Below are 26,919 nucleotides of genomic sequence, written 5' to 3'. Positions count from 1 at the left end.
TATTCCGGCGAGACTTTTCGCCCGATCATGATGTCTCGGAGCTGATGGAAGCAGATGACGACGGCAGCGCCCGCTGCCACGGCCGCTTGTCATAGATCGCCAGAAGCTGCGCGCCGAGGCCAAAGAACACCATGGCCAGCCAGACGGCGATGTTCAGCCACGGGATATGCAGCGCCACAATGAGGATCACCCCGCCAACAAGTGATTTGACCACGGGATGCTGATTGCCGCGGAACAGGAGCCTGCCGATGTAGTACGCACCGAAGACGAATGTTGCGAGCGTGAGCGTAATCCAGACCAGCAGGCCGGCCAGTGCAAGCGGGGCTCCGATGACCGTCACCAGCAGGACGAGCAGCACCACGGGAACGGCAATGGATGCCACGAAACCTACCAGCAGCGCTTTCCACGGCCGTGGCACCAGCTGATCGGTCACCCGGTGCAGCAAACGGGGCAGGAGCCAGCCGGCGAACACCGTCACAAGGCTCAGGGCGACCAGCGCATAAAGCAGGCCGAGCAGCCACCCGACAAACCGCTCCCCCACAGACGGCTCCTCGGGGGTCTCCGGTGCGATGCGTTCCACGGTGCCGCTGACCGCGCCCTGGGCGATCTCTGCCTCGTCATCGGAGGTATACGTCAGGTTGCCCCCAACCACTCCGTCGATGGTGAGGTCTCCAACTCCCACCTTCACATCACGGCCCACCGCCCCGGCTATGTCGATGTCACCCGCGGCGCCCACCAGGTCGGTTCCCAAGGCGCCGGTGTCGGTCACGTTGAGTGTCGAGGCGAAGATGGTGCCGCTGCGCGCGACCTCGCCGCTGATGGTCACATCCTGCCCGGCGAGACGCACATTGCCGTCAACGTTTCCGGTGATGTTGATGGTCTGGCCGGCGGCGATGACATCGCCCGTGACGTTGCCGGAGATAGTGATGGTCTGGCCGGACGCGTACACGTCTCCGAAGACGTCATCCGGGACGTCGATGGTCAGTCCGCTGTAGAACTGCGGACCTGCGTCGTCGTTCACCACCGCCGGTACAGCGGGGGCTAGCCGGGAGTTTGCGGCCGGGGAAGAGGCCAAGGCTCCGGTGCCGGTCAACAGAATCAGTAGCACAGCGGCAAGAACTGCGGAGAAAGCCCGCCGCGGAGGTGAAGGAAGTCTCATGGCAGGGACGAATCTCCCCCGGGAGCGTTGGGACCGGTCTGCCAGCGCAGCAGAGCCGCAACGTCGCCGGCGCCCGGGAGCACACCGTTAGGCACCAGCAGCAGGCTCGCGTCCGTCAGGGACGCCGCACGCAGCAGCGCAGCCGAGGCCGGAACCTTGCCCAGCACTTCGGCGCCCAGGGCCTGTTCCTCGGCCGTTGCCACCCAAGGCTCGGCGCCGAGAGCCAGCAGCGTCCGGTCCGCAAGAGCATTGTCGTTCAGGATCAGCACGTCCACCTGGGCCTGCTGGAGTGCATGCACCACTGCACCGATGCCCGCGGCCGATTCGGGATTGGCCTGCCCCTGCTGCAGGGCGAGGCGGTCTATGATCTGCTCCTGCTCGGCCGCCCATCGAAGCGCAATCAGTTCCCGGACCCGGTCCTCGAAACTGTCCTGGTGCGGCCCCGCCGTGCTGGCGTGGGAGTCGAGCATGCTGACCAGCGGTTTATGGGCCTCTGCCAGTTGATCCTGGACCAGGCCCCGGGCGCGGACATCTCCGGCCAGCACAATCAGCCGCACCCCGCTGGCGTCCACGATGCGGTCAATCTGCGCGGCCACCTCGTCCGCATTCCGGCGCCAAACCTGTTCGGTCCGGCGCTGCATCTTGTCCTGCCCCCAGGTGCCGGCGGACAGTTTGTGGATGTCCTCGGTGGACCCTTCAACGTCCTCCACGCTGGCGCCGGGACGGCCGACGTACTCCAGCCGGATTTCCCCGCCCTCCCGGGACACATCGGCAACGATGTACGGGAACTCCTCCGGGCGGTGCTTGAACAGCGGCAGCAGATCCGGCACCGGTCCCACATGGATTTGTTTCGGAGTGACCAGCGGCCCCGGCAAAAGCTCATTCAGCTCCACGTTGCCGTCCCGGACCAGGACAAACCGGGACACGGGACCGGGCACACCGCGGGCCGGGTCCACTGCGGTTTCGAGGGCCTCCAGGTCCGCGGGCGGAGCGCCCTGCGCAGCCGCGGCGTTCCTGACGTTTCCGGGACGGACTTCGGCGGCTTCCATGCCCTCCACTGTTCCGGCGCCGGCGTCCACGTAGGCAACGCACCAGGGACCGGATTTCCGGTATAGATCCGCAAATCTGTGGAGCTTCTCCGTCATGTCGATCTCCTTCCCGCCCAGGGCGGCCGCGCATCGATTCAATCCGTGTCTCCAGCTAACACCGGTTCCTTCGCAGGTTGAAGAGGGACCGCACCTCAGCGGCCGCTTCAGCCTAAGGACGGCACCAACGCATCAGCGGCTACGGCGGGTACAGCACTATCCCCGTCTTCAGCGGCACATAGGGGCGGTGCTGCTCAGCTGAGGGGATCATCCTGGAACGCACGCACCTCCTGGGCGCAGCGGCAGGACCCCGCGAACCTTGCGGCCCACTCCAGGGCGGCCTCGCGGGACGGCAGGTCCAGCACTGCATAGCCGCCGTCAATCTGCCGGGTCTGCGGATACGTCCCCTCGATGACTGTTCCCGCGCCGTCGACCATTACCGGCGGAACGCTCTCATCGATGCCGCCGCCGAACACCCACACACCGGCGTCCTTGGCCTCCTGCATCACTGCATGAGCCGCTGCCGAGACGGCAGGCAGGTCCTCCAACGGGAAAACCATGGCACTGCTGGGGAACGAGATCAGGTACTTGGTCATCGTGTCGGCTCCTTTTTCGTGGTGCTGCAGACTACCGAATGAACTGGGTCAGAGACTCTGGTAGGACTGGCCGTGCGGACCCGCCAGGCCGCGGGCGCGGCCGTTGACGGCCACAATGGTACGCCCGTTAATGGCCCTGTGAACCTGATCGGTGACGGTTGGCAACACGCCGGCGCCCTCGTTGCTGATCCAGACGACGTCCGGATAGGTCCCCATCAGCTCCACGAAACGTTCCCGGTCCTCGGACCGGAGATAGACGAGCACCGCACTGTGGAACACCACAACCCTGGATCCGGCCGGTGCCTGATCGATGAGCCCGGGGATGGTATCCAGAAGGTCTCCCCGAACGAGGTGTGCCGGTTCTGACGCCGCAAGCCGCGCAGCAGCGCGGAGACGATGGCGCCGCTCGTCGTGTTCCGGCCACACCAGTGCCTCGAGCCATTCGATCTGGTCCGAGTCGTTGACGTTCAACGGGTTGAGGTCCGCACCGGCCCGCCAAACGACGGCGGGCAGCCGCGCTGGCAGCGCAGCCGCGTTAATGCGGCACGGCACCACGACGTCGCTCGACCCGGTGCCCGGGTCAAGGGCCTCGGTCCGGCCGCCGACGTCGTAGCGGTAACTGTACCGATCGGGATACAGGCACAGCCCAGCAGACGCACCGGCCTCAATCAGGCTGAGCGCGCCCTCGAGCCGGCTCAGGACCGGCAGCAGCACGGCACACCGTGCAGCTTCGTTGGTCTGCGTTGAACGGGTCAGGATGACCGGGACCACCTCGGCCCAGTTTTCGATCAGCCAATCCCTCAGCTGTCCGTATCCCTGCTCGGGCGCACCCCTCAGGCGTGCGGCGGCGAACACCAGGTTTGGTTGACGCTTGATCGGGGGCAGCGAGGAAATGAGGGTACATACCGCCGGATCTTGGGAGATTCCCCGTCCCCACTCCTCGTAGATCGGTGACACTCCCCGGGCTTCGATCTCCGCGAAACGCTCATATACTCCGGCCACCCCATCCATGCGATCACCATAACAGCGGAGCGTTAGTCCCTCAGCGCTGACGAGATCGGCCGTTTAGCGGGACCCCCGCACGAATCCCTCCATGACATAGCCTCCGGCTTGGCGCAGGACCTCGGAAGTTATCCGTGCCAACGCGAGTTCATCGTGCTTACCGGATCCCGCCCACGCCAGAAGCTGGCGGGCCACCTGGTTCTGCGGAAGCGGGTCCAGACGGCGCACCATCCACTTGCCCTTGCCGAGCCAGGCGTTTTCGTGCAGCAACAGGAGTTCGACAGCCTGGGTAAAGAAATCGGCGGAGATAGCGAATTTTTCCGCAGGGTCCGCGCTGCCGTTCAGATCGTCAAGGGAATTGCTGAGGCCGTAGAGGCGGATCCCGCGCTCAGTTTCACTCAGGGGTTCCGGACCTTTTTCCATGTAGCGGCGTGCACTGTCTTGAAGTGATTCTCCAGCCCCCTGATCCGTCAGGAGCACACCCTGAGCGACGATGTCGCCCAAGACGGCGCACCGGGCGGCCCTTTCCTTTTCGTACCAGAAGGACATTGAGTCGGGTGTGAACAAAAGCTTCGACAACCCAGCCTTGGTATCGAGTGGTTTCGGCATAGTTACTGTGTCCGTTGGGGTACAGAATGACGATGTCGAGGTCAGAGTTGGCTGTGGCTTTTCCGGTCCCCGCGCTCCCGCCCAGAATCGAACATTCGGCAGCCGGATGGGTGTGGTGAACGAACGCGCGCGCGACAGAGACGGGATCCATTGCTGAATCCTAACGGGATCCTGGCGCTGTCCCGCAAAGGATCGCCCGCTTAGACGGACGGTGGGGGAAGCTGAAAGATGAACCGGTCCGCGGGTGACCACAGATGTTGGTCGTCGCACCGATACCCTCGCAGCCACGAATGCCCGTCAACGACGCGGAGATAAAAGCCCTTCGGATACTCATGGTCAGCGCGAAAAGCTTCGGCTGCCACGGTGAGACCGCCTTCGGGCGCCCGTCCGGACGACATGACGGAGTCGCGGGAAGCCGTCTGATCGGTCCACACCATACGCAAGTAGGGTCCGGCGTCCATCGGGCAGAGCAGTAAGCCCTGTCGCTGTGCAGCCTCGAAGATTTGGGGAAGGGTCGCCCCGTGGGAAAGCCCCAGCTCGGCGACCGTCCGCTCCGTGACCATCACGGGATGAGAGTCCCGCTCATCGAAGACAACGTCCTGCAGCAGGGTTTCTGCATGAACGTTGAGCAGAATGCTATGCGAGTCCAGGCGTCTCATCAGCTCAGGACGGGAAAGCCCACCGATCTGCACTTCGCGTCCTGCGATGCGGGTCCTGCCTGGCATGCGGCTCCTTGACTTGATGATGTTCCGGTTGCTAACTGGGTATTTTGTCACGCCGCCCGTGAACTCAGCGCCCTTTCTTCCTGCCTCGTCCGGCAAACACCTGCTTGGAGTTCGGCGCATAGGCCACCAGGTCCTCGTGGCCTAGCCGCTTAGCTTCTGCCGCCGCCTCATAGAATCTCGCGGCAAAGGCCTGTTCAGCTTTCGGGTTCGCTGCAGGCCTGCTGCTGCGGATAAGGACCTGTTCCCCCTGATCTCCGCTGTCGACAGAGACAGAAAAGCGCCACCCCAGCTCCGCTGACAGTCTTTCGGCCAGCTCGCGTCCTCTGGCGGTATGGCCGGCAGGGCGTTCGCTCTTCTCGCTGGCGCTGCCTGCGTAATAGTCTGCCTCCCAAGCAGCCAGATCTGACTTGAGTTCCACACTCAGGTTTGTATCCGGATATTCCATTGGCCCCCCTGGGACCCAGATAGGGGAATCGCCATACCCTACAAAGAGACGAACAGTTCCCTCAGCTTCATCTGACCCATCATGCACTTTGATACGCCCCCTGGCCCTGTTCTGACATCCAATAATGCTGGTACCGATAGTTGTGCCGTTACGAGCGAGGGTATCTCAGCGGAGCCGGCTCATAGCCGTTCCTGCATTCCCGGTACGGCGTCCGACCACTGCACGGCTGGTACGAGGCGATGCTGGAGGCCGCCCCTTGTCAGGCGACCAGCCGGAAGGAAGAGTTGTACGGACCTCGCGGTGGCCGGCCCGGCAGTTCCACGGAAAGGACAGACCGTTCATGACTGAGCGAAAAGCGTGCAGGAAATGCAGCAACCCAAGGAGCGCGACGCGGTGAGGATCCTGGTCACGGGGTCAGCCGACGGCCTGGGCAGATCAGCAGCGGAGTCGCTGCTCGCCGCAGGGCACGACGTCGTCGTCCATGCCCGCAGCCAGGAGCGTGCAGCAGCGCTCGAGCCGCTCATCACTCGCGGGGCGGAGCTCGTCGTCGGCGACTTCAGCGATCCGGACGCGGTGCGGCGAGCCGCCGCCGAACTCAATGCCGGTAATCCGCTGGACTCCGTCATCCACAACGCCGGAGTTGCCCGCAGCACGGCAGTCATGCCCGTCAATGTTGTTGCCCCCTATCTTCTGACCGCTCTGCTCGACGGGCCGCGGCGGCACGTCTACCTAAGCAGCAACGACCACTATGCCGGGCGCGCCTCGCTTGCCGGGGTTGACTGGCAGGGCAGGACGGCCGGTTCGTACGCGGACAGCAAGTTGTACGTCACCGCGTTTTCTGCGGCGCTGGCCAGGCTGCGGCCGGATCTGTTGAGCAACTCGGTGGATCCCGGCTGGGTTCCCACCAAGATGGGCGGCCCCGGAGCACCTGACGATCTGGCACTGGGCCACCAGACCCAGGAGTGGCTCGCATCCAGCGAGGATCCCGACGCGCTGACCAGCGGCGGCTACTGGTACCACCGGCGGCAGCGGCAGCCGCACCCGGCAGTGAATGACGTCGAGTTTCAGGACAGTCTGCTGCACGCCCTGGAAGACGAAACCGGAACGCCGCTGCAGGATTCCGGAAGGTGACGGGATCCCTGTTCACCTCCGCAAAGCGGCTTCAACTCATTGACTCGCGCAGAGGCGGCAGGTCAGGGTTTTGAGCATGAAACAGGCAGCGGACGACGGCGGTGCCGGGTCCGGCGCCGCCTCCACCTCCGCTGGGGGAACGGGGACGGCTCTGGACTGGGCCTTCTTCGTCTTCAGCAGTCTCGCGTCCATCTGGTTCGCCGGACTACTGCTGTTGCGGGGCTCGTTTGAGCTGGGTTACGTCGGCTTTCTGGTGGTGTTTTGGGCTGTACTTGCCTATCTGGTGTTGCCGCGCGTTGATCGGGTGCTGACGCAGATCTTTATCCCGGACTATTTCATGGGCCGCACGCGTACCAGCGCGGGCCTGTTCGGGGACGCCGTCAACCTGGCGTTTCTGGGCAGCGAGAAGCAGCTGCGTGGAGCATTGGAGCGGACGGGCTGGGTGCTCGCTGATCCGGTGACGCTGTCCAGCAGCTGGCGGATTGTCACGTCCACGCTGCTGCATCGCAGCTACCTCCAGGCACCGGTCAGCCCGCTGCTGCTGTTCGGGCGCCAGCAGGACTTTGCCTATCAGCAGGAGGTCAATGGCAATCCGCGGCAGCGACACCATGTCCGGTTGTGGCGGTGCCCCGAAGGGTGGATGCTGCCCGGCGGCATCGCATCGGACTGGTTGGGCGCTGCTTCCTTTGACCGTGCTGTGGGACTGTCCCTGTTCACCCTGCAGGTCACGCACCGGGTGGGCGAGAACATTGATGCTGAACGGGATTATCTGGTCTCCTCCATTCAGCAGGCTTTCCCCCAAGCGTCCGTGAACGTCATAAAGAACTTTTCCACCGGGTACCACTCCCGCAACGGCGGCGGTGACTCCATTGTCACGGACGGCGACTTGCCGGTAACCAACCTCACCGCAATATCGGCGGAATCTGCGCCCTCCCCCGGGCCTGCATCCTCCTCAACCTCCGCGCCCGGCCGCGCACGCATCCACCGCCCCGCACCTGTCATCTTCGGTGCCGGTCTGGTGTTCCTGCGCGGGCTTGCTGCTCTGACTGTGGCGGCCCCGTTCCTGGCGCGGCTCACCGAAGTGCCTTGGGTGAGCAGACTGGTGAACGACGTATTGGGCCAGCAAAGCTCCGAACTCGCGAATCTCGGCAGCGCCTACGCGCCAACCAGCTTCACCCTAACGGTGTTCGCCTGCGTGGAAGCTGCGCTGGCTGTGTTGATTCTGCGCGGAAGCAATACAGCGCGGGTTACGGCGATGTTCCTGAGCTCGGCCGCCATTATTCTGCAGGTTACTGCCGTGCTCTCCGGCTCGGTATCCGACCTTGGCTCGAACCTGTTCGGATATTCCTTCGATATCCTGCTAATCCTCGCCCTTTCCAGTGAGCGAGCCAGGATCTATGCACGCACGCACAGCCGCCGCCGGGCACGCAGCCCCTGAGCCAAACCGGGTTTATGCGCACCACCGAACGGCAGCACCCGCTCACCGGCTAAGGTGCTGAGCGGCCCGTCAGGCGTCCGCCCGCCAGACCACCCTGAACCGCTCAAGCACCAGCTCGTCGGACTCGGACCAGCTGATCCCCCGTGCCGCAGCGGTGCGCTCCCAGTACCTGCGGTGTTCGCGCCGCCAGGAATCCAAGCTCAGGTCATCCTCGCCTTCGTCGCGCGCAAAAGCTGCATCGACGTCAAGAAAGGTGCCCAGGCGAAGTTCCGTGGTCCGCAGGATAGCCCGCGGGGCACCGGTGCTGTCACAGACAATCCAATGGATGCCGATCCGCGGCAGCTGATCCCCTTCCTCCGCATATTCGGCAACGAGCGAAGAGGTGGCGGTTTTCCTGCCGTCCAGCACCAGTGCGAGGAGCTCATCGGCCAGCCTTGGGGAATCCCCGAAGGTTTCCACGTTGTACTGGCTGTCAGCGGCAGCCTGCTCGGGGTTGGCGGCGGCGTAGGCATCCCAGAGAACGGCCGCGGCGTCGAAGTCCGGTTCAATCGAATCAGTCGGGGTGTCCATGGTTCCCAGTCTGCCACTGCGGCGGTGCCTGCGCCCACACCCTTACGCAGGGATCGAAACTAGACCTGTGACTGCCGGGCCGGCAGCAGCGGGGCGAAGAAATCCCCGAGCTCCGCCGTTGCCGTCAGCGGCAGGACGTTGGCCACGTACTGGTCCGGGCGGACCACCACCATCACGCCGCCGCGGTCCAGGCCGCGTTCCTCGAAAATGTCAGCCTTTGGATCGGCACCGTAAACCTTGGCGAGGTCCGTGAGCTGGTAGGGGCCCACTTCGGGCTTGAACACTGACGGCACAGCGTTGAGGTCGATGCCGGTGTGGTCCTGCTGGTAAATGACCTTGACGTCAAACCAGGCGTCGCGGTCTGCACCCTCCGGCGTGGCTGCCAGCGGCGACCCGGGAGCAGTGTCCAGCCACCGGGCCAGGTCGCTGACCGGCGAGGCAGCTCCGGCCGGCGCCGCGTCGGCGAAGACGTAGATCCGCCAGCGGCCGTCCGCCTTGGCCTGGTGTCCGAGGTGAACCGGATTGGTGTCCGAGACGCGTCGCACGGGTGCGGACTTGAAGCGCTTGCCTACGGGAAAACCGGCAGCCAGGTCCTGGTGCTTGGCTTCGGCGATGACCATCGACGGCGTGTACTCCGTCATGAAACCGGCCGGGAATTCGGCGGTGCGCACGTAAAAGTCCTCAAGGTCCGAGGGGTTCTCGAACTCCTCGGGCCGCTTGGCCATCAGCGTGGACCATTCCTTATCGAAATTGATGAGGTTCTGAGCCACCACCTGGCGCTCGGCTGAATAGGTGGAGAGCAGGCTCTCCGGGCTGCGGCCGTCCAGTACATGGCCGAGCTTCCAGCCGATGTTAAAGCCGTCCTGCATGGAGACGTTCATGCCCTGGCCGGCTTTGGCGCTGTGCGTGTGGCAGGCGTCGCCGGTGATGAACACGCGCGGGGTGCGGGTGCCGACGTCGGCGGGCAGTACGTCGTCGAACCGGTCGGTGAGCCGGTGGCCCACTTCGTAGACGCTGTGCCAGGCCACGTTGCGGACGTCGAGCGTGTAGGGGGCCAGGATGCCGTTGGCCTTGGCGATGATCTCGTCGATGGTGGTCTTGCGGACAGCACCGTTGTCATCCTCGGGCACCACACCGAGATCCACGTACATCCGGAACAGGTGCCCGCCCTCACGCGGAATGAGCAGGATGGAGCCGCCGTTGGAGGACTGGATGGCGCACTTGGTGCGGATATCGGGGAAGTCAGTGTTTGCCAGGACATCCATCACGCCCCAGGCATGGTTTGCCTTGTCTCCTTCGAGGGTGCAGCCGATGGCGGAGCGGACCTTGCTGCGGGCGCCGTCAGAGCCCACCACATACTTGGCCTTCACCGTGCGTTCGGTGCCTTCATCCGGACCTGCAGTGCGCAGGAGGGTGACGGTCACCGGGTACTCGGCGTCGTCGTCGACCTCCAGGCCAACAAATTCGAAGCCGTAATCGGGAGCCATGCGGGTGGGCGCGTAGGCCATGACCCGGGCGAAGTAGTCCAATACCCGGGCCTGGTTCACGATCAGGTGCGGGAACTCGCTGATGCCGGCTTCATCATCGAGGGCGCGCCCGGAGCGGACAATGCGCGAAGGGTCCTCGGGGTCGGGGCGCCAAAAGCACATCTCGGTGATCCGGTAGGCCTCAGCGGTGATCTCCTCGGCGAAGCCAAACGCCTGGAAGGTTTCGACGCTGCGGGCCTGGATGCCGTCTGCCTGGCCCAGAACCAGCCGTCCGTCGCGGCGCTCCACGATCCGGGTGGTGATGTTCGGGAACTGTGACAGCTGCGCGGCGGTGAGCATGCCGGCCGGACCTGAGCCGACAATCAGGACGTCAACCTGATCCGGGAGTTCCGCAGGGCGGTCAAGGCCCACGCCTGCGGCCGGCTGAATGCGCGGGTCTCCGGATACGTAGCCGTGGTGGTGGAACTGCACGGGTGTCCTCACTTCTTTGTGTCTGCGGACCGACTGGGGTTTCACGTTTCAAACAGCGACTAGTGTTCGTTATTTGAACAGCCAGTTCAGTATTCGAATCAAGCTGGTGTTCACTGTACTGGAAGTATGATCCGCGTCACAAGCAGGTTGCCAGGTGCGACGGTTGGGGAAACTGCCGCTTGCGGGACTGCTAGCAGCCGCGGAAACTTTGCAGTCTCCCTTGGCAGGCCTCAGCCGTCAACGGTGCGTGCCTGCAGCCCGGCTCTTTAGACGCTTTTGACCCGTTCCAGCCTTGCAGCCTTGTCTTTGCGCAGCACCCCTGTGAGCGTGGCGGCCCGGGCGTCCTTCACTGGGACATGCCGCCGCACCGAGAGGGAAGCACCATGCGCACCCCTACACCCCGTGACCATCAATCGTTAGCCGGCGATCAACATGCAGCGAGCGTCCGGCGCAGGACATTCCTGGGCGGCGTAGCCGGAACCACGGCTGCCGGGCTAGCGGGCCTGAGCCTGCTCACGGCACCTTCGGCCGTTCCTGCACCGGCCGCCCCCGCCATCCCCGGCACGGACACCGATCCGCTGGACCTGCTAAAACGGATGCTGTCCTTCGATACCCAGAATTTCGGAACAGGAGCCAACACCCGCCCCCATGCCGAAATGCTGAGGGAGGTCTGGACCCGCGCGGGAGTTCCGGTCGAGATCATCGACACGCCCCAGCCAAACAATGTGCATCTCATCGCGCGAATCCCGGGCACCGGCCGGGCCGACCCCCTCCTGCTGCTGGGCCACTCCGATGTGGTGCCGGTGGAGCTGGAGAACTGGACAGCCGATCCTTTCAGCGGCGAGGTGCGCAACGGTGAAATCTACGGACGCGGCGCACTGGACATGAAGGGGGCAAACGCCGCTTCCATCGCGGCCCTGCTGCGCCATCTGAGCGAAGGCGCCCGTTTCGACCGGGACATCATTGTGCTCACGGACTGCGACGAGGAAGCGGGATCCTTCGGTTCGCGCTGGCTCGCAGCTAACTACTGGGAGAAACTCGACGCAGGTTCCGTGCTTACGGAGGGAGGCTGGTTCCTGGCCCAGGAGGACCAAACCACCCCCATGCTCATCAGCGCAACGAGGCAGGACAAGGTGTACTTCAATATCGACCTCATCGCACGGGGCACCGCCACCCACTCCTCCAAACCGCTCAGCGATGCCGCCATAGTCACCCTGGCACGCGCCGTCGCGAAGCTGGGCGACTGGCAGGCTCCGGTCTATCTCACGGATGTGACCCGCGAATATTTCAGGGCCCTGGCGGAGGCCACCAGGAACCGGGGATTCGCCCAAGCACTGCGGAGGATGCTGGAGGCACGGAACCCTCAAATGCTGGACCGCTGGGCACGCATGGTGATCGCCAAGTCGCCCTACCCGGCACTGCACAGCGCACTGCTGCGCACCACCCACGCCTTTGTCATCCAGAACGCGGGCTACAAGGAGAATGTCATTCCGTCCTCTGCCGAGGCACGCTTGAACTGCCGCGCCATTCCCGGGGGCCAGAAGCCGCGGGAATTCCTGACCCAGGTCCGCGACCGGCTGTCCCGTAAGGACGTGGAAGTAAGGATCGCGGCCCCTGAAGGCGTCTCCGAAGAGGATTATCTGGCCACGCTGGACCAGACTTGGGCCATTCCTCCGGCCGACACCAACACCGATCTGTTCCGGGCGCTGAAAACAGCGGCCCGGACCACCTACCCCGGCGCCCGCTTCACTCCGGCCCTGTTCGAGGCGGGGACCAGCCTGGCCCCGTGGCGCGACCGCGGAATCCCGGGCTACGGCGTCTACCCTTATGTCCTCAGCAACGAACAGCTGATTGGGATGCACGGCAATGACGAACGCATTTTCACTGCTGCGCTGGAGCAGGGAACAAACTACATGTACTCAGTCTTTTCCGGCTTCAGGGTTTAAACGTCCGAATACAGAGAGGCTGTGCCCGGCCCCAGCTTGGCCGGGCACAGCCTTTGTCGTGTTTGTTGGCCTTATGACCGCCGCGGCCGAGCCAACGCCAGGGCAAGAAATGCGCCCGTGCCGGCGAGCAGCAACAGTGAGAGGACAATCAGGGAGATCCTGAAATGTCTATCAAGCCTCAGCTAATGTCAATTGCATCGCCACCCCGCCGCAAAGGAAAAATGCATGCTTGTGAAATGTGCAGTGCTCGACGATTATCAGCATGCCGCCACCCGGTTTGCCGACTGGGGTAGCCTCGGCGAACAGGTTGAGCTGACTGTCTTCACGGATCACCTCACCGGGGAAGATGCCGTGGCAGAGCGCCTGGCCGGGTTCGACGTCGTCGTCCTGATGCGCGAACGGACGCCCTTTCCAGCCAGTCTCCTGGTGCGGCTTCCCCGGCTGAAACTGTTGGTGACCACCGGCATGCGCAACGCGTCCATCGATGTGGAGGCAGCCCGCAACCAGGGCGTGACAGTGTGCGGCACGGCGAGCAACTCCTCTCCCCCGGCGGAGCTGACCTGGGCCCTGATCCTGGGACTGGCGCGTCATCTGGTTCCCGAAGCGACGGCCCTCCGGGACCGCGGGCCATGGCAGCACACCGTCGGCACGGACCTGCACGGTGCCACCCTCGGGATGCTGGGACTGGGCAAGATCGGTTCGCAGGTTGCACGCGTCGGAACGGCATTTGGCATGGACGTGCTCGCGTGGAGCTCCAACCTCACCGCAGAACGGGCCGAGGCAACCGGTGCAAGGCTTGCAGCTTCCAAGGAGGAGCTGCTGGCTGAAGCCGACGTCGTCTCCGTCCATCTGGTTCTCAGCGACCGCACGCGGGGCCTGCTCGGCGCCGAGGAGTTGGCCCTTATGAAGCCGACGGCGCATCTGATCAACACATCGCGCGCCGCGATCGTGGATCAGTCAGCCCTTCTGGAGGCGCTGATGCAGGGGCGGATTGCCGGCGCCGGACTGGATGTTTTCGAGGAGGAGCCGCTGCCGGCGTCGTCTCCGTTCCGGGATCTGCCCAATGTCCTGGCGACCCCGCACCTGGGTTACGTGACGGAGCGGAACTACGCCACGTTCTTTCCGCAGGTGGTGGAGGATATTCAGGGATTCCTGGCCGGCGTTCCCCTGCGGATGCTGTAGGTCGCCGGGGCCGGGGCACCTGCGGAGGGATCCCCGGCGAGATCCCTCCGCTTTAGGGAAAAGCGCCCCGGTTTGGGCAAAGCGTCCGGTTTGGGCAAAAACTGCCGGCTCGCAACGGCAGGGATTTCCCAAAACGGAGGGAAATGCCCCAAGTCCCCCTAGGCCGGCTGGTAGGCGCCCGCCACCCCTGCCATGGCGTCCAGCGAGGAGATCACCACGTTGGCCGACTGGGTTGCCGCGTCATCCACCTGGTCCCGGAAATCATCCTCCGCTGCAGGCCCGCACAGGTCGGAGATGCCGCGGACAGAAATGAACGGGGCCCCAAAAACGAAGCATGTCTGAGCAATGGCAGAGGACTCCATGTCCGTTGCCAGCGCACCGGGGAAACTACCGGTAATCAGTTCGGCCCTGGCCGGAGTGACAAAGTTGTAGCTGGAAACGATCAGGCCGTGGTGCATCGGAATGGTTCCGCCGGACCGGGCCAGGCGAATGGATTCGGTCAGCGGCTCAGGGGCCGGGTAGGTGTCGGGCATTCCCGGTACCTGGCCGAGCTTGTACCCGAAGGCACGGGCGTCGGCGTCCACATTGATGTACTGGGTTCCCACCACGACGTCTCCAACACGGACACCGGCTCCCAACCCGCCGGCGCTGCCCGCGCTGATCACGACCGGATGCTCATTGTTTCCGCCGGCACGCTGTGCTTCGAGAAGTGCCGAGGTTGCTGCTCCGGCGGCGTTAACGAGGCCGATGCCGGTTCGAACGAGCACAACGGGGTGGCCAGCCAGAACAGCATCGCGGTGAACCGCATTTCCGATCTGCCGGGCCGGGCCAATATCCTCTGCCCGTTCGATAAAGGGGACAAGCTCGTCTTCCATCGCTACGAGGATGACGAATGCAGCTGAACTCACGCGTACACCACATCCCAGCCGGCGCGTTCCGCAAGGAAGCCCGAAGCCGCCGCCTGCGCCGCTTCGAGGGAGTGGTTGGCGCCCCAGCCGCACTGAACCTCATTGGCGGCAGGCACTGAATCTGCGCGCAGAACGTCGTTCAACGTCACCTCGATCAGAGCAGCGACCTCTTCAAAGGCCGGAGCGCCCTGCATCATCAGATAGAAGCCCGTCTGGCAGCCCATCGGAGAAAAATCAATCACCTTGTCGGAGTGATTGCGTGAATGTTCGGCGAAAAGGTGCTCCAGGGAGTGCACGGCGTCCATTTCGAGGTGGGCCGCGTTGGGCTGGGTGAACCGAACATCAAACTTGGTAATCACGTCACCGCCCGGAAGCTGCTTTGTGTCGGCAACCCGGATATACGGTGCCGCAACAAGACGGTGGTCGAGGTTGAACGATTCCACATTCATGCGCTCTTGATCCATCTTCATCCTTCTGTTCTGTTCGAGGGGGCGTTCCGCCGTCCGAGCCCAGGGATCCCCCGGCCCCGGCAGCCGCAGTGGCGGCAGGGACAACAGACCAGACTATAGGGTGAAGCTGTTCAAGTTTCTGAATATCGCTGACGCACGGCGTAAAGGTGACCAAGAACGCAAACCCCGGACCCATCGCGGGTGCGGCAGGATGTTCGTATGACCACTGCGAAAACCGTGCTCTTATTCCTCTTGGCCGCCCTGGCCGAAATCGGCGGCGCCTGGATGGTGTGGCAGGCCGTCCGGGAGGATCGCGCCTGGTGGTGGGCCGGTCTCGGAGTCATTGCCCTGGGGCTCTACGGCTTTGTAGCGACACTTCAGCCCGACGCACATTTCGGGCGGATTCTGGCGGCCTACGGCGGAGTGTTTGTTGCCGGGTCGCTGGCGTGGGGCATGGTCTTTGACGGCTTCCGGCCCGACCGCTGGGATGTCATCGGCTCGATCATCTGCCTCGCGGGAGTAGCGGTGATCATGTTTGCGCCGCGCGCGTCGGCGGTCGCCTCGTGACGGCCGACCGCCGGCAGACTGGCCGCGGTGTATGCCGACGTCGTCCTGGACAACCTGCGCCGCCCCTACCCGTACGCCGGAGCAGCAGTCATTGACGGATCCGTGTACCTGACTGACGAAACTCTGTGGTGGACCATGTCACCATGCGGAACTTGTACATTGTCACCCACCCCGAGGCGACCCACCACGTCGAGAACATTGTTGGCGGCTGGCATGACTCGGCACTGACCCCCCGGGGCGTGAAGGACGCGGGCCGGATAGCTGCCACGCTGGGTGATCTTCTATCCGGATCCCTGCCCGACGGCGACGGCGGGACGCTGCTCATCAGCTCAGATCTGCGCCGGACGCGGCAGACGGCAGAAACCATCAGCGACCGGCTGGGCCTGGAAATAACTTTCGACCCGGACCTTCGCGAACCGTTGTTGTAACCCACGGCGGTTCAGCCACTTACCTCATTGCTGCCTGGGTCAATTTGCCCCTCCACGCCGCCGGCTACGTGAAATTTCGACTGTCCCCGGGCAGTATTACGCATTTGAATGAAGACGATTTCTATCATGACCGGCGCGTTCTGGACCTGAATCTCACCGGTCACCTGGGGATACCCGAAACCCGGTCCTGATCTGTATATTCAAGCCAGTCGCAACCGGACCGGTTGCCAACTTCCGGGAAGGTGCGGACATGGCGAAGCTGGATTTGCGGGTGCGGTTGATCGGACGGGCCCTGCGGAGGATCTCAGTCACCGGCAAGAGCGAGGAACAGATCCTCACCGATCAGCAGCGCACCCTCGAACACAACCCGGTGCTGGACTGGCTGCTGGGCGGGCTCGCAGCGGGCGTTGACGTCACCGATGACACCGCAGACGGCGGTGAGGGCCGGATCCCGGTCCGGGTTTACCGCCCGCACCACACCCAGGGCCTGTTGCCGCTCGTCATCCTGGTTCACGGGGGCGGCTGGACCAGCGGAACCCTGAACACCTACGACTGGCTGGGCAGCAACATTGCGAAGGAAACCGGCGCCGTCGTCGTATCCCTCGATTACCGGCTGGCACCGACGCACCGCTGGCCCGCTGCGGCCGAGGATTGCTACGCGGCCCTCGTGGATGTGGCCGCGCGTGCGGCGCAATGGCAGGCCGACGGCGGCAGGATCGCCGTCGTCGGCGACAGCGCCGGAGGGAATCTTGCCGCGGTTCTGACGCTGATGGCCCGGGACAGATCGGGGCCGCCGATCACCTTTCAGGGCCTGATTTACCCCGCCACCGACCTGACCCTGGGCAGCGCCTCGCTAGAGGAAAACGCGGACGCGCCCGTGCTCACCAAGAGCGATGTCCTCGCCTTCCGCCGCCACTACGTGCCCGACGACGGCGACCGCAGCAATCCCTATGCCTCGCCCCTTCTTGCCGCAGACCACAGCGGACTGCCTCCGGCACTCATCCAGGTGGCCGAGCATGATCCGATCCGTGACGACGGGCTGCGCTACGCCGAAGCCCTGCGCGCCGCCGGCGTTCCGGTCCGTGTCACCACCTATGTGGGGATGCCGCACGGGTATCTGGCGTTTCCCCGGCTCTGCCGCAGCGCCCCGCAGGCCCTGGCGGAACTTTGCAGTGAATTGCAGCTCGCCCTGGCCCCTGCCGGGGTTCGGTAGCAGCTTTGGAGGGGACGGAGAAAGAAAAAAGGCGTCAATAAGGTCTTGACAGCGGATATATGTCAACTTCTAATTGACACATGAAATCTTCACGAGCTGTCATAGCCCTTTTGGCCTTCATCATGCTGGTGGCGGCACTGGCGCTGATCGCCCTGTACCTCATCCTTGACTTGGACGGATTCCTCAAGGGCATGTGCCAGGGGGCAGCGTTCATGCTGATCGTCCTGAGCGCCTATTTTGGCGTTCTCTGTGTCCGCAGACACGGGCTAACCAGCACCCAGACCGACGACTGGCTCCCCAGTCGGGACCGGACGGACCAGCAGTGACGGACCAGCTTGGCGACACAGATCTTCAGGAGCAGATCGGAGCCCTGATACTCGGCGATTACGACGACGCCGGCAACCTCACCGAGGCGGACCATCTCGCCCTGGTGGCGCGGACTGGTGCGGCTGAACGCGCCAGCCAGCAACTACAGCACCAGGCGGTCGCTGCTGCCCGAAGCGCAGGCGTCAGCTGGGCTGCACTAGGCCGTGAGCTGGGATTGACCCGGCAAGCTGTCCAGCAGCGTTTCGGCGGCCGCACGGAGGAGGGCCTCCCCGATTCTCAGGAACGATGGCTCGGACCGGTGACTGCCTTCGATGAGATGGGTGAACTGGAGCTTGCCGGGAGGATGGGCTGGCGCACCATCGGCGTCGACTGGCTGCGTCACCGCGTGCTGCGCACCGATACCCAGTGGGAGCACCGTCGGGTGCTGTGGACAAAGCCGTCCCACCTCTACGAGACAGACGGCTGGGAGGTCGGCTGCCGGGCCTTCCCCTGGCTTTACCTCGTGCGCGACCTACACAAGGCGCCCGAAACTGCCGCAGCCCCCGAGTCAGAGTGACCCGGGTGGTCTGCCGCGGCGGGGGCCGGGCTACTCCATCTTTACGCCGCTGAGCTGGCTGACGGCCTCGGGGTCACTGTGGTTGAAGAACTGGGTCTTGCCGGTATCGAGGTCCGCGATGGCTGCCATTTCCTGAGGGCTCAGCTCAAAATCGAACACGTCCATGTTCGCGGCCATCCGGTCCACCTGGACGGTTTTGGGGATCACCACAATTTCACGCTGGATCAGCCAGCGCAGCACCACCTGGGCCACGGACTTGCCGTGCTCGGAACTGATGGTGCCAAGGGTCGGGTTCTCGAAGAGGTTGTTTTTCCCCTCCGCGAACGGGGCCCAGGATTCGTGCTGAACCCCGTGGGTATGCATCAGTTCGTTTTCGACCGCCCGCTGGTAGAACGGGTTTGTCTCAATCTGGTTCACGGCCGGGGTGACGTTGTTATGGAGGATCAAATCCAGCAGCCGGTCAGATCCAAAGTTGGAGACACCAATGGCACGGGCGCCGCCGTCGTTGAAGATCTGTTCCATCGTCCGCCACTCGCCGTAGACATCACCGAAGGGCTGGTGGATCAGATACAGATCCACGTATTCCATGCCCAGGTTCCGCAGCGAGGTTTCGAAGGCCTGCATGGTGGTGGCCTCGCCGTTGTCCTGGATCCAGAGTTTGGTGGTGATGAAGAGTTCGTTGCGGGGGATGCCGCTTTTGTGCACGGCCCGGCCCACGGCTTCCTCGTTCTGATAGGCGGCGGCCGTGTCCAGTGAGCGGTAGCCGGCGTTGAGGGCATTCGTCACGGCCGCTTCGGTCTTGTCCGGCGGGATTTGGTACACACCGAAGCCAAGGATCGGCATAATCACGTCATTGTTCAGGGTGACGTATTCCATCGGGTTTCCTTTCAGTGGCAGCGTTCCTGCCGTTTACGTGCGGGAACGGTATTCCTCGTCGGTGACCAGGTCTCCCCATTCCGATTCGGCGCCTTCCTCCGGCGCCTCCCACATGGCCAGATGAGTCATAAGAGTGTCGGGGGCTGCACCGTGCCAGTGCCACTCCCCCGGCGGGGTGTAGACGGTGTCGCCGGGACGCATCTCGGTCACCTCGCCGCCGCGCGACTGGATCAGACCGCAGCCCTCGGTCACGTGCACGGTCTGCCCGACGGCGTGCACATGCCAGGCGGTCCGGGCTCCGGGGGCGAAGTGGACGGAATTCACCCGCATACGCGAGGGCGCGGGCTGAGGTGCGGCGATGACTTCGAACCAGACGTCGCCGGTGAACATGTTGGCAGGTCCCTTGGTGCTGGGCCGGCGCGGTTCCAGTCTCATCGCAGCTCCCTGATGGTGTGCCGGCAAGCGGGGGCCCGTTTGCACCCCTTCGACGTTACAAGCGTGAGGTCTCCTGTGGGAGGTTGGAGGTTCCATTCCAGCCTCGGTGGCCCGAAGTTTTTTGCCGCCTGGGGCAAAGAATTCGCAACACCCGTGGGGTTGGACAGACTCAACACAAGAACAACACTCAGAAAGACATGGCACGCAGCGGCATCCGGGCACGCTGTAGGTTTGAAGCCATGACTGAACGTGTGGGACAGCTTGCGTCCATTTCCCTTGATTGCCCTGATACCGATGTGCTGGCTGAGTTTTATTGCGCGCTTCTGGGACTTGTTGAAGCGTTTGCCACCCCGGACCGCGGCGTGGTGGCGTTGTCCGGGGCCGGCCCCATGCTGACGCTGATGCGTGCCGATGACTACATCCCGCCTTCCTGGCCGGATGGTCCCCAGCGCCAGCAGATGCATCTGGATATTGCCGTGGACAACGTGGACTCAGCAGCGGACGCGGCAGTACGGTTGGGCGCAAAGCCCGCTGACCACCAGCCGGCACCCGGACAGTGGCGGGTACTTCTGGACCCCGCGGGCCATCCGTTCTGCCTTACCGCTGTCCGGCCAAACTAACCCACCCCACCTTGATCCCCTCACACGCGAAGGAAGCCCTCATGAGCGATCGACTTAAAGACAAAGTAGCCCTGATCACCGGAGCAGCAAGCGGCATGGGCGCCTCCCATGCCCGCGCCTTCGTGCGCGAAGGTGCCAAGGTGATGATTGCGGACATCAATGACGACGCCGGTACGGCCCTGGCGGAAGAACTGGGTGAAGCCGCCCGTTACGTGCACCTGAATGTCACCAGCGCCGGGGACTGGGCCGCCGCCGTTGCCGCCACTCTTGAAGCCTTCGGCGAACTCAATGTCCTGGTGAACAACGCCGGGATTCTCGACGGCGGGGCGCTGGGCGAGTATCCGGTGGAGCGCTGGCAGCGGGTCCTGGACATCAACTTGACCGGACCGTTCCTGGGCATGACGGCGTCAGTCGAGGCGTTGAAGGCCTCCGCTCCGTCATCCATCATCAACATTTCCTCCACCGCAGGATTGGAAGGCATTGCCGGGATGCACGGCTACACGGCATCGAAGTTCGGCGTCCGGGGCCTCACCAAGTCCGCCGCCATGGAGCTGGCCGGCTCTCGCGTCCGGGTCAACTCGGTCCACCCGGGATCCATCCAGACTCCGATGACAGCCGTGATGGGCGAACAGAAGCCGATCGACTTCACCGAAACCACACTCACCCGTCCGGCCGCTCCCGAAGAGGTCACCAGCATGGTCGTGTTCCTCGCCAGCGACGAATCCAGCTTCTGCACCGGGGCCGAATTTGTTGTGGACGGCGGAATTACGGCGGGGAAGATCTATAACGTCTGACCGTGTTCGGCGGACCGGCACTCTTTGCCGGTCCGCCGAACATCAGGCCCGCTCAACCGGCTGCTGCAGCTCAGTAACCCAGTCCTGCTGGTCATCGGACACGGCCCGGACATAGACCTCCCGGCACGGACCGGACGGCGAGAAGCCGCGGGCAATCATCTCGGCGTGAACGGCCTGCCAGCTTTCCCCGATCCGGTCCATACTGCCCAAGTGAACGCCGCAGATGGCGACCGGCACCGAGGGCAAATCCACTGCGTCCACACCGTCGGGCGCGTCCGAGCTGATGGCATAGCCGGCGAGGATGCGCAAGCCGTCTTCGGTCATTTCATACTGGGCAATCGGCTGGTCCAGCCGAACACCTGCGGAAGTCAGGATGTCCCCCACGGCATCGAACAACGGCCCGACGACGCCGGCGACCTCCGGCTGTTCGGCAACCACGGCGCCGCGGGCAGCCAGCCGGACGGCAGGCAGGGACTTGGAGACGATCTCGATCTGTGACATGGCATGTTCCTTTTCAATGAGGTGGAGCCGGCGCTCAACATCGATGAGCCGGGCCGAAGCCGTCCGCTGCTCGCGTTCCACGTCGGCGCGCCGGATGCGGAGCATGTCTGCAATCCGTCCGGCGTCCACACCGGCGTCGAGAATGGAGCAAATGTCCTCCAAACCGAAGCCGAGCTGGCGGAGGGCAACAATCCGGTGCAGCCGTTCCAGCTGCGCGGGATCCTAGGAACGGTAACCGCTGAACTCATCTACGTGGGCAGGCACGAGCAGCCCGGCGGCGTCCCAGTGCCGCAACATGCGGTGGGTGACCTGGCCAATCTGCGCGAACGCTCCGATGGATAACATGTTCCAGTTCTCCCGTCTGCCACTGTGTCAGGGTCAAGTATCGCCTGTGAGCCGCCTTACCCGGGGGATATCCCCACCAGGACGCGGCGGCATGCCCCGTGCCGGCGAACCCCGCGTTACCGGCAGACTTGGGCCATGACACAAACGCTGCCCCGTGCCTCCCGCCGATCAGGGATCCCCGCGCTGTTCCGCGGAAAGACCTGGCTGGCCTTTGCCTACCACTGGATTTCGATCGTGCTGACCACGGCGGCCTTTTTTTACTTTGTGATCACCGTTTCCCTGGGCGTCTCGCTGTTGTTTACGTGGGTCGGGCTGGTGATTCCCGCGACCATGGTGGTGGCCTCCAGGGGCTGGGGCTGGCTGAACCGAGGTCTGGTCCGGCACCTGCTGGGCACTGATCTGCCGGGGCCCGTGCCGTTTGCGCCGAGGCCCGGGTTCCTGGGTTTTCTGCGCAGCGCACTGCTGGACGGGGCCGGTTGGCGGGCGCTGCTGCACATGGTGCTCTCCTGTCTGCTGTCCATCGTCGCCTTCACCCTCAGCGTCACCCTCCTGGCAACCGGATTGGGCGGGGTTACGCACTGGTTTTGGTACCGCTTTATACCGCTGCAGCAGGCCGCCGACGGCTCGTGGCGCCGGGGCACGCAGGTCTTTCCGGAGGTTTACGCGGATACCCCCATGTGGCAGTGGATTTACGCCGGTACCGGCCTGCTGATCCTTCTCTTTGTCTGGCCTTGGATTAACAACGTCACGGCCCGCCTGCAGGCGGGCCTTGCAGCCGCCCTGCTCACCCCCACCGCTTGGAGCCTGCGGGTACGCACCCTGGAGCAGTCCCGCAGCGCCTCGGTAAAGGACGCCGATGAGCGGCTGCACCGGATCGAGCGTGACCTGCATGACGGCACGCAGGCGCAGCTGGTGTCCATCGCCATGAAAGTGGGCGACGTCCGCGACCGTCTGGCCGGAGCAGAGGCCAGCCCCGAAATCCTTGCCCTGCTGGACAGTGCCAACGGTACCGCCAAGGAAGCCCTGGCGGACCTGCGCGGCCTGGCCCGCGGCATCCGGCCCGCCGCGCTCGAGGACGGACTGGATACCGCGTTGGAAACCCTGGCCGCGGGCGCGGCCCTGCCTACCTCCGTGACCTATCAGCTGGCCCGCCGCCCGGACCCTGCCATCGAGGCGATTGCTTATTTCTGCGCCAGTGAACTGGTGAACAACGCGGTCAAACACTCCCGCGGCACCCGGATCGACATCACGGTAGCGGGGAACGACGACGACGGCCTGCGCCTCACCGTGAGCGACGACGGCCGGGGCGGCGCCGTCGGGCACCGCCCCGCAGACGGCACCCGCACCGGCCTGACTGGACTGCGGGAGCGCGTCGGGTCCGTGGACGGCCTGCTGGACATTCAGTCCCCCGCCGGCGGTCCCACGCTGGTCATGGTGGAGCTTCCGCTATCCTCAAAGGCATGATTCCAGCACTTTCCGTTGCCTTGCCCGTCCCGGGCACACACCTCATGCGGATAGCGCTGGCCGAAGACTCGGCCCTGCTGCGGGCAGGCCTCACCGAACTGCTCACCAGCCGCGGGCACACCGTGGCCACCGCCGTCGACAATGCCGCGGATCTGCTCGACGCCGTGGCCGCGGCGGACGACGGCGAGCTGCCCGACGTCGTCGTCCTGGACAATCGGATGCCCCCCACATTCACCAATGAGGGAATCCGCGCCGCGCTGGAACTGCGCCAAACGTATCCACAGATTGGGGTGCTGGTGTTGTCGCAGTATGTGGAGACCCGCTATGCCGCTGATCTGCTGGCCGGGCATCCTGCGGGCGTCGGCTATTTGCTGAAGGACCGGGTGGCCGATGTCGCCGATTTTTTGGACGCCCTGGCGCGGCTGGCGCGAGGCGAAACCGTGCTGGATCCGGAGGTGGTCCGGCAGCTCATGGGCGCCTCCCGGCACCGATCGGACCTGGACCGGCTGACCCCGCGCGAGCAGGAGGTGCTGGCGCTTATGGCGCAGGGCCGCACGAATGCCGCCGTCGGCAGCACACTGTTCCTTTCCGCCGGAGCGGTGGAGAAAAACATTACCTCCATCTTCGCCAAGCTCGGGCTGGAACAACGCCCGGCCGACCACCGGCGGGTGCTGGCCGTTCTGGCCTATCTACAGTCGGCCTAGGGGCTTCACCTGCGTATGCTGTGCGGCATGACTACAGCGATGGATGATGACACCCGTTATGCGCCGGTGACCGACCAATGAGCGGGCGTATCGTCCTGTTCGGAGCCACCGGATATACCGGTGGGTTGGTGCTGAGCTCACTGCTGCAGCGGGGTATGCGCCCGCTTCTGGCCGGACGCAACGTCGATGCCCTGTCCCGGCTGGCGCGGGAACACGCCGGCTTGGAAATCGCCGCCGCAGACGCCGGGGATCCGGAGAGCATCCGCCGGCTGCTGGGACAGGGTGACGTGCTGATCAGTACCGTGGGCCCCTTCGAGCGGTTCGGCCTGGGAGTTGCCGAAGCAGCGGTGCGGGCCGGTGCCCGCTACATCGACACCACCGGGGAGGTGGGGTTTGTCCGCACGCTGCAGGACCGCTTCGGGAGGCAGTCGGAGGAAACCGGCGCCGTGCTGTTGCCTGCCTTCGGGTATGACTATGTCCCGGGAATCCTTGCCGGCGCCCTGGCGGCGCAGCAGGCGGGGGATGCCGGACGAAAGCTCGACGTCGGATACTTCACGTCCGGCTCGCTGCGTCCCGGACTGAGCCACGGCACCCGCAGCACACTGCGCGACGGACTGTTCCTGCCGGCAGTGCGCTTTAGCAACGGACGCCTGATTCAAGTGCGGACGGCGGCAGACGTCCATGATTTTCCGGTGATCGGAACGCGCCGGGGACATAGAACGGGATTGCTGGTCCCGGGCACGGAAGTTCTTTTCCTGCCCGATGCGTTTCCCCAGCTGGACAGCGTATCGGTTTACAACGGCTGGTTTTCCCCGTTCAGCCGTGCCATGAGCCTGATGTCCGCGGCCTCTTCGGCGGTAGCACAGTCCCCTCGGGGCCGCCGCGTCATGGAGAAACTGTCGGCACCGATCGCCGGGAAACCGGGTGGACCGGACAGCGCCAGGCGGGCAAAAACCCGTACCGAGGTGGTGGCCACCGTGGCGGGAGCGGACGGGGGCCTGCTGTCGTCCGTACAGCTGACCGGCCCCAATGTCTACACGCTGACCGGCGAGCTGGTCGCCTGGGGAGCTGAGCAGCTGCGTGACCGGCGAGACCTGTCACCGGGTGTGGCCAGCCCCCTCAGTGCCTTCGGCCTTGAGGGCCTGACGCTGGGATGTGCCGACGTTGGGTTGGTGCCTGTGGACAGGCGCCGGCCCTAGGGCTTCGCTGGGCGCGGGACTTTCCCCTATCTCGCCGCGGCCGCGGTCAGGGCCGAAGGTTGATCAACTGACGGACGGTGTGCCGCAGAGAATTCGACCACTTTGGGTTGCTGCTGCCGCGGCTACACCGAACGGGTCTCTCCCGACCGGTCGGTAAAGGCCGCCTCCAGGTTCCCCGCGAGCGCCTCCTCCACCCGTCGTCCCATGTCACGGATTTCCTCGTCGTCCGCGGCCACCATCTCGTTGCGTGCCGTCTCGAGTACCAGCGAGCTCTGCCGTCGGATCTCTTCGCGCTGTGCATCGTTGACGGCGGTGGCGGCGCAGTCGCGCAGGAGCCGCAGCACCGCGGTGAGCACAATGGGCTCCGAATGGGCGAACCGGCGGACCGGACCGCAGACAAGGTCAAGAAAATACCGGTAGTCCCGGCCCGTGGTCACCAGGCGGAGCACGCCGTCGTCATCCCGGTGGGCCTCCGGCCCCAGCCGGCGCCGCTGCAGATCCACCAGCAGGTCTGCGCAGTACCCGGTGGCGTGGGCCGCAGTAATGGGGTCATTGATACTGGGAGAAATGGCCTTCACAGCTATGTCGGTCAGTTGCCGCAGCCCCAGGGCGGCGTCCTGTTCCGGCGTGCGCTCATAGCCGATGTCCAGGGCCACTGCCAGGGACTTCTGCACGGCACTCAGCGGCACCGGCCCGCCGTCGTCGGTCCAGACCCGTGCCACCGGGGAGCCAACCGTAACGTGGTCACCCGGCTGAACCATGATCCTCATGGCCAGCCCCCGATCCTGCAGTACTTTCATCAGCGGCTGCCGGTCAATCCTCTGGATGATCCCGCTGCGCCCGCCGGGAACAAGTGTGCCTCCCGCAGGCTGGTCAAACTCCTGCACTTCACCCGTTTCGGACACCGGATAAGTATCCCGAAGGACCGCCAGACAGTCCTGATGTGCGTTGAGCATCATGGTGTCCACCCGTAAGGACCGGGCGATGTGCCCGATGAACAGCAGCAGCACAATCCCGGAAGCAATTCCCAGCACATACACCATGCCGACCACCAGCACCGGCACCGGGCGGTTGGCATCCATCCCGTGCAGGCCGGTGATGCTGACCAGGAATGTACCCAGCAGCACGCCCAGAACAGCCTGGGTCCGTGCGTCACGGGCGAATTCACGCAGCAGGCGGGGCGAGAACTGCTGCGAGGCCAGCTGCAACGCCACCACGGTCAGCGAAAACGTGACCGTTGCGGCCGTCATCACGCTGGTGGCGACGGTCTGCAGCAGGCTGGACGCGGCGTCGACGCCGGTGGGCCAGATCCGCTGCGCCCAGGCCACGTCATCGCCGGGGCGAACCTGCATCAGCAGCAGGGTCAGGAGCACTGCCGCCAGCGAGGCGCAGCTGGGCCAGAACCACAGGGATGCCCGCAGTCCCTCCCGGGTGACCCGGAACCGTGGCTGCGGTTCGTGCGGATGGCGGGCGGCAGATGTTGAACCATGAGCCATGGGAACCTCTCAGAACAAGGAAAATAAGCGTGATCCCAGTCTGCCCCGGAGGCCGATGCGCTTCCAATTGGCTGCCGCCCCGCCGCGCCTTTAAAGAGTGTGCCTCACGGGCACGGTTAGGCTGAAACCCACCCGCACCGCTACTGAGAGGCACCTCCTTATGAGCCCCGGCTCCCGCCGCCTATCCAAAC

The 26,919-nt window shown here is 64.6% G+C and carries 30 protein-coding genes and 1 pseudogene; 14 read left to right on the top strand and 17 right to left on the bottom strand.

Going from position 1 to position 26,919, the window contains the following annotated elements; genetic code table 11:
• Positions 1-25: 25 nt before the first annotated feature.
• From CXQ89_RS08445 to CXQ89_RS08410, 8 genes and pseudogenes are all read right to left on the bottom strand, one after another.
• The gene (locus CXQ89_RS08445) at positions 26-1,075 is read right to left on the bottom strand and encodes a polymer-forming cytoskeletal protein (protein ID WP_146067214.1); all 1,050 of its coding nucleotides are present in this window, start codon (positions 1,073-1,075) and stop codon (positions 26-28) included.
• An 80-nt stretch (positions 1,076-1,155) separates the two neighbouring features.
• The gene (locus CXQ89_RS08440; RefSeq protein WP_104160937.1) at positions 1,156-2,304 is read right to left on the bottom strand and encodes a Vms1/Ankzf1 family peptidyl-tRNA hydrolase; all 1,149 of its coding nucleotides are present in this window, start codon (positions 2,302-2,304) and stop codon (positions 1,156-1,158) included.
• A gap of 194 nt (positions 2,305-2,498) precedes the next feature.
• A complete protein-coding gene (locus CXQ89_RS08435) occupies positions 2,499-2,840 on the bottom strand; it encodes a YciI family protein (protein WP_104160936.1) in 342 nt (113 codons plus the stop codon).
• A 48-nt stretch (positions 2,841-2,888) separates the two neighbouring features.
• On the bottom strand, positions 2,889-3,851 hold the full coding sequence (locus tag CXQ89_RS08430) for a DUF2332 domain-containing protein (protein WP_104160935.1): 963 nt from the start codon (positions 3,849-3,851) through the stop codon (positions 2,889-2,891).
• A gap of 54 nt (positions 3,852-3,905) precedes the next feature.
• Positions 3,906-4,391, bottom strand: coding sequence for a hypothetical protein (locus CXQ89_RS08425; protein WP_258059979.1), 486 nt, complete (start codon positions 4,389-4,391; stop codon positions 3,906-3,908).
• 34 nt (positions 4,392-4,425) lie between these two features.
• Positions 4,426-4,602: pseudogene (locus tag CXQ89_RS19105) on the bottom strand (nucleotidyltransferase domain-containing protein); the annotation flags it as partial.
• Positions 4,603-4,651: 49 nt separating this feature from the next.
• Positions 4,652-5,176, bottom strand: coding sequence for a hypothetical protein (locus tag CXQ89_RS08415; protein WP_104160932.1), 525 nt, complete (start codon positions 5,174-5,176; stop codon positions 4,652-4,654).
• Positions 5,177-5,240: 64 nt separating this feature from the next.
• Positions 5,241-5,621 (bottom strand): hypothetical protein, encoded by a 381-nt coding sequence (locus tag CXQ89_RS08410; protein ID WP_104160931.1) that lies wholly within the window; start codon positions 5,619-5,621, stop codon positions 5,241-5,243.
• Positions 5,622-5,987: 366 nt separating this feature from the next.
• On the opposite strand from CXQ89_RS08410, the gene CXQ89_RS08405 reads away from it, so the two are divergent.
• Together CXQ89_RS08405 and CXQ89_RS08400 are read left to right on the top strand one after the other, a co-directional pair.
• Positions 5,988-6,752, top strand: a complete 765-nt coding sequence (locus tag CXQ89_RS08405; RefSeq protein WP_104161417.1) for an SDR family NAD(P)-dependent oxidoreductase — start codon at positions 5,988-5,990, stop codon at positions 6,750-6,752.
• A gap of 76 nt (positions 6,753-6,828) precedes the next feature.
• Positions 6,829-8,190 (top strand): LssY C-terminal domain-containing protein, encoded by a 1,362-nt coding sequence (locus CXQ89_RS08400; protein WP_104160930.1) that lies wholly within the window; start codon positions 6,829-6,831, stop codon positions 8,188-8,190.
• 69 nt (positions 8,191-8,259) lie between these two features.
• Here CXQ89_RS08400 and CXQ89_RS08395 read toward each other — a convergent pair whose 3' ends face one another.
• Positions 8,260-8,760, bottom strand: coding sequence for an ASCH domain-containing protein (locus CXQ89_RS08395; RefSeq protein ID WP_104160929.1), 501 nt, complete (start codon positions 8,758-8,760; stop codon positions 8,260-8,262).
• Positions 8,761-8,819: 59 nt separating this feature from the next.
• The gene (locus CXQ89_RS08390) at positions 8,820-10,718 is read right to left on the bottom strand and encodes an FAD-binding monooxygenase (protein ID WP_104160928.1); all 1,899 of its coding nucleotides are present in this window, start codon (positions 10,716-10,718) and stop codon (positions 8,820-8,822) included.
• A gap of 383 nt (positions 10,719-11,101) precedes the next feature.
• Here CXQ89_RS08390 and CXQ89_RS08385 point away from each other — a divergent pair, with 383 nt between their 5' ends.
• Complete coding sequence (locus CXQ89_RS08385; protein ID WP_104160927.1) at positions 11,102-12,664, top strand: M20/M25/M40 family metallo-hydrolase; 1,563 nt, start codon at positions 11,102-11,104, stop codon at positions 12,662-12,664.
• Positions 12,665-12,889: 225 nt separating this feature from the next.
• Positions 12,890-13,846: a D-2-hydroxyacid dehydrogenase family protein gene (locus tag CXQ89_RS08380; protein ID WP_104160926.1), complete on the top strand. Its 957-nt coding sequence runs from the start codon at positions 12,890-12,892 to the stop codon at positions 13,844-13,846.
• A gap of 158 nt (positions 13,847-14,004) precedes the next feature.
• Here the strand turns inward: CXQ89_RS08380 and mtnN are convergent, their stop codons facing one another.
• Positions 14,005-14,754 (bottom strand): 5'-methylthioadenosine/S-adenosylhomocysteine nucleosidase, encoded by a 750-nt coding sequence (gene mtnN / locus CXQ89_RS08375; RefSeq protein WP_258059978.1) that lies wholly within the window; start codon positions 14,752-14,754, stop codon positions 14,005-14,007.
• Positions 14,751-15,218, bottom strand: a complete 468-nt coding sequence (locus CXQ89_RS08370; RefSeq protein WP_104161416.1) for an S-ribosylhomocysteine lyase — start codon at positions 15,216-15,218, stop codon at positions 14,751-14,753. Before CXQ89_RS08370 ends, mtnN begins: the two co-directional genes overlap by 4 nt.
• A gap of 204 nt (positions 15,219-15,422) precedes the next feature.
• On the opposite strand from CXQ89_RS08370, the gene CXQ89_RS08365 reads away from it, so the two are divergent.
• From CXQ89_RS08365 to CXQ89_RS08345, 5 genes are all read left to right on the top strand, one after another.
• Entirely contained in the window at positions 15,423-15,770 is a 348-nt protein-coding gene (locus CXQ89_RS08365) for a YnfA family protein (protein WP_104160925.1), read from the top strand.
• A 143-nt stretch (positions 15,771-15,913) separates the two neighbouring features.
• The gene (locus CXQ89_RS18810; RefSeq protein WP_258059976.1) at positions 15,914-16,198 is read left to right on the top strand and encodes a histidine phosphatase family protein; all 285 of its coding nucleotides are present in this window, start codon (positions 15,914-15,916) and stop codon (positions 16,196-16,198) included.
• Positions 16,199-16,448: 250 nt separating this feature from the next.
• A complete protein-coding gene (locus tag CXQ89_RS08355; protein ID WP_104160924.1) occupies positions 16,449-17,411 on the top strand; it encodes an alpha/beta hydrolase in 963 nt (320 codons plus the stop codon).
• A gap of 80 nt (positions 17,412-17,491) precedes the next feature.
• Positions 17,492-17,737 (top strand): hypothetical protein, encoded by a 246-nt coding sequence (locus tag CXQ89_RS08350; RefSeq protein WP_146067213.1) that lies wholly within the window; start codon positions 17,492-17,494, stop codon positions 17,735-17,737.
• Positions 17,734-18,294, top strand: a complete 561-nt coding sequence (locus CXQ89_RS08345) for a hypothetical protein (RefSeq protein WP_104160922.1) — start codon at positions 17,734-17,736, stop codon at positions 18,292-18,294. Before CXQ89_RS08350 ends, CXQ89_RS08345 begins: the two co-directional genes overlap by 4 nt.
• 30 nt (positions 18,295-18,324) lie before the next feature.
• On the opposite strand, the gene CXQ89_RS08340 is transcribed toward CXQ89_RS08345, so the two are convergent.
• Together CXQ89_RS08340 and CXQ89_RS08335 are read right to left on the bottom strand one after the other, a co-directional pair.
• Positions 18,325-19,170, bottom strand: coding sequence for an aldo/keto reductase (locus tag CXQ89_RS08340; RefSeq protein WP_104160921.1), 846 nt, complete (start codon positions 19,168-19,170; stop codon positions 18,325-18,327).
• Between the two features lie 33 nt (positions 19,171-19,203).
• A complete protein-coding gene (locus CXQ89_RS08335) occupies positions 19,204-19,605 on the bottom strand; it encodes a cupin domain-containing protein (protein WP_104054454.1) in 402 nt (133 codons plus the stop codon).
• Positions 19,606-19,844: 239 nt separating this feature from the next.
• Between CXQ89_RS08335 and CXQ89_RS08330 the strand changes: the two genes are divergently transcribed.
• Both CXQ89_RS08330 and CXQ89_RS08325 read left to right on the top strand, forming a co-directional pair.
• A complete protein-coding gene (locus CXQ89_RS08330; protein WP_104054455.1) occupies positions 19,845-20,225 on the top strand; it encodes a VOC family protein in 381 nt (126 codons plus the stop codon).
• Positions 20,226-20,266: 41 nt separating this feature from the next.
• The gene (locus CXQ89_RS08325; RefSeq protein WP_104054456.1) at positions 20,267-21,019 is read left to right on the top strand and encodes a glucose 1-dehydrogenase; all 753 of its coding nucleotides are present in this window, start codon (positions 20,267-20,269) and stop codon (positions 21,017-21,019) included.
• Positions 21,020-21,061: 42 nt separating this feature from the next.
• Here the strand turns inward: CXQ89_RS08325 and CXQ89_RS08320 are convergent, their stop codons facing one another.
• Complete coding sequence (locus CXQ89_RS08320) at positions 21,062-21,625, bottom strand: GyrI-like domain-containing protein (RefSeq protein ID WP_258059975.1); 564 nt, start codon at positions 21,623-21,625, stop codon at positions 21,062-21,064.
• A 117-nt stretch (positions 21,626-21,742) separates the two neighbouring features.
• On the bottom strand, positions 21,743-21,865 hold the full coding sequence (locus CXQ89_RS19100) for a MerR family DNA-binding transcriptional regulator (RefSeq protein ID WP_374952976.1): 123 nt from the start codon (positions 21,863-21,865) through the stop codon (positions 21,743-21,745).
• 135 nt (positions 21,866-22,000) lie between these two features.
• Here CXQ89_RS19100 and CXQ89_RS08315 point away from each other — a divergent pair, with 135 nt between their 5' ends.
• The 3 genes from CXQ89_RS08315 to CXQ89_RS08305 all read left to right on the top strand — a co-directional run bounded on the left by CXQ89_RS08315 (position 22,001) and on the right by CXQ89_RS08305 (position 25,232).
• Positions 22,001-23,329, top strand: coding sequence for a sensor histidine kinase (locus CXQ89_RS08315; RefSeq protein WP_104160920.1), 1,329 nt, complete (start codon positions 22,001-22,003; stop codon positions 23,327-23,329).
• Between the two features lie 44 nt (positions 23,330-23,373).
• A complete protein-coding gene (locus CXQ89_RS08310; RefSeq protein ID WP_104161415.1) occupies positions 23,374-24,033 on the top strand; it encodes a response regulator transcription factor in 660 nt (219 codons plus the stop codon).
• A gap of 77 nt (positions 24,034-24,110) precedes the next feature.
• Positions 24,111-25,232 (top strand): trans-acting enoyl reductase family protein, encoded by a 1,122-nt coding sequence (locus tag CXQ89_RS08305; protein ID WP_104160919.1) that lies wholly within the window; start codon positions 24,111-24,113, stop codon positions 25,230-25,232.
• Positions 25,233-25,354: 122 nt separating this feature from the next.
• Here the strand turns inward: CXQ89_RS08305 and CXQ89_RS08300 are convergent, their stop codons facing one another.
• A complete protein-coding gene (locus CXQ89_RS08300) occupies positions 25,355-26,728 on the bottom strand; it encodes a DUF2254 domain-containing protein (RefSeq protein ID WP_104160918.1) in 1,374 nt (457 codons plus the stop codon).
• Positions 26,729-26,919 lie beyond the last annotated feature (191 nt).

The sequence above is a fragment of the Arthrobacter sp. ZGTC212 genome, assembly GCF_002929255.1.
GTDB classification, from domain to species: Bacteria; Actinomycetota; Actinomycetes; order Actinomycetales; family Micrococcaceae; genus Arthrobacter_B; species Arthrobacter_B sunyaminii.
The sequence above is the reverse complement of the archived record's forward strand: the minus strand, read 5'-3'. Positions and strand labels throughout refer to the sequence as shown.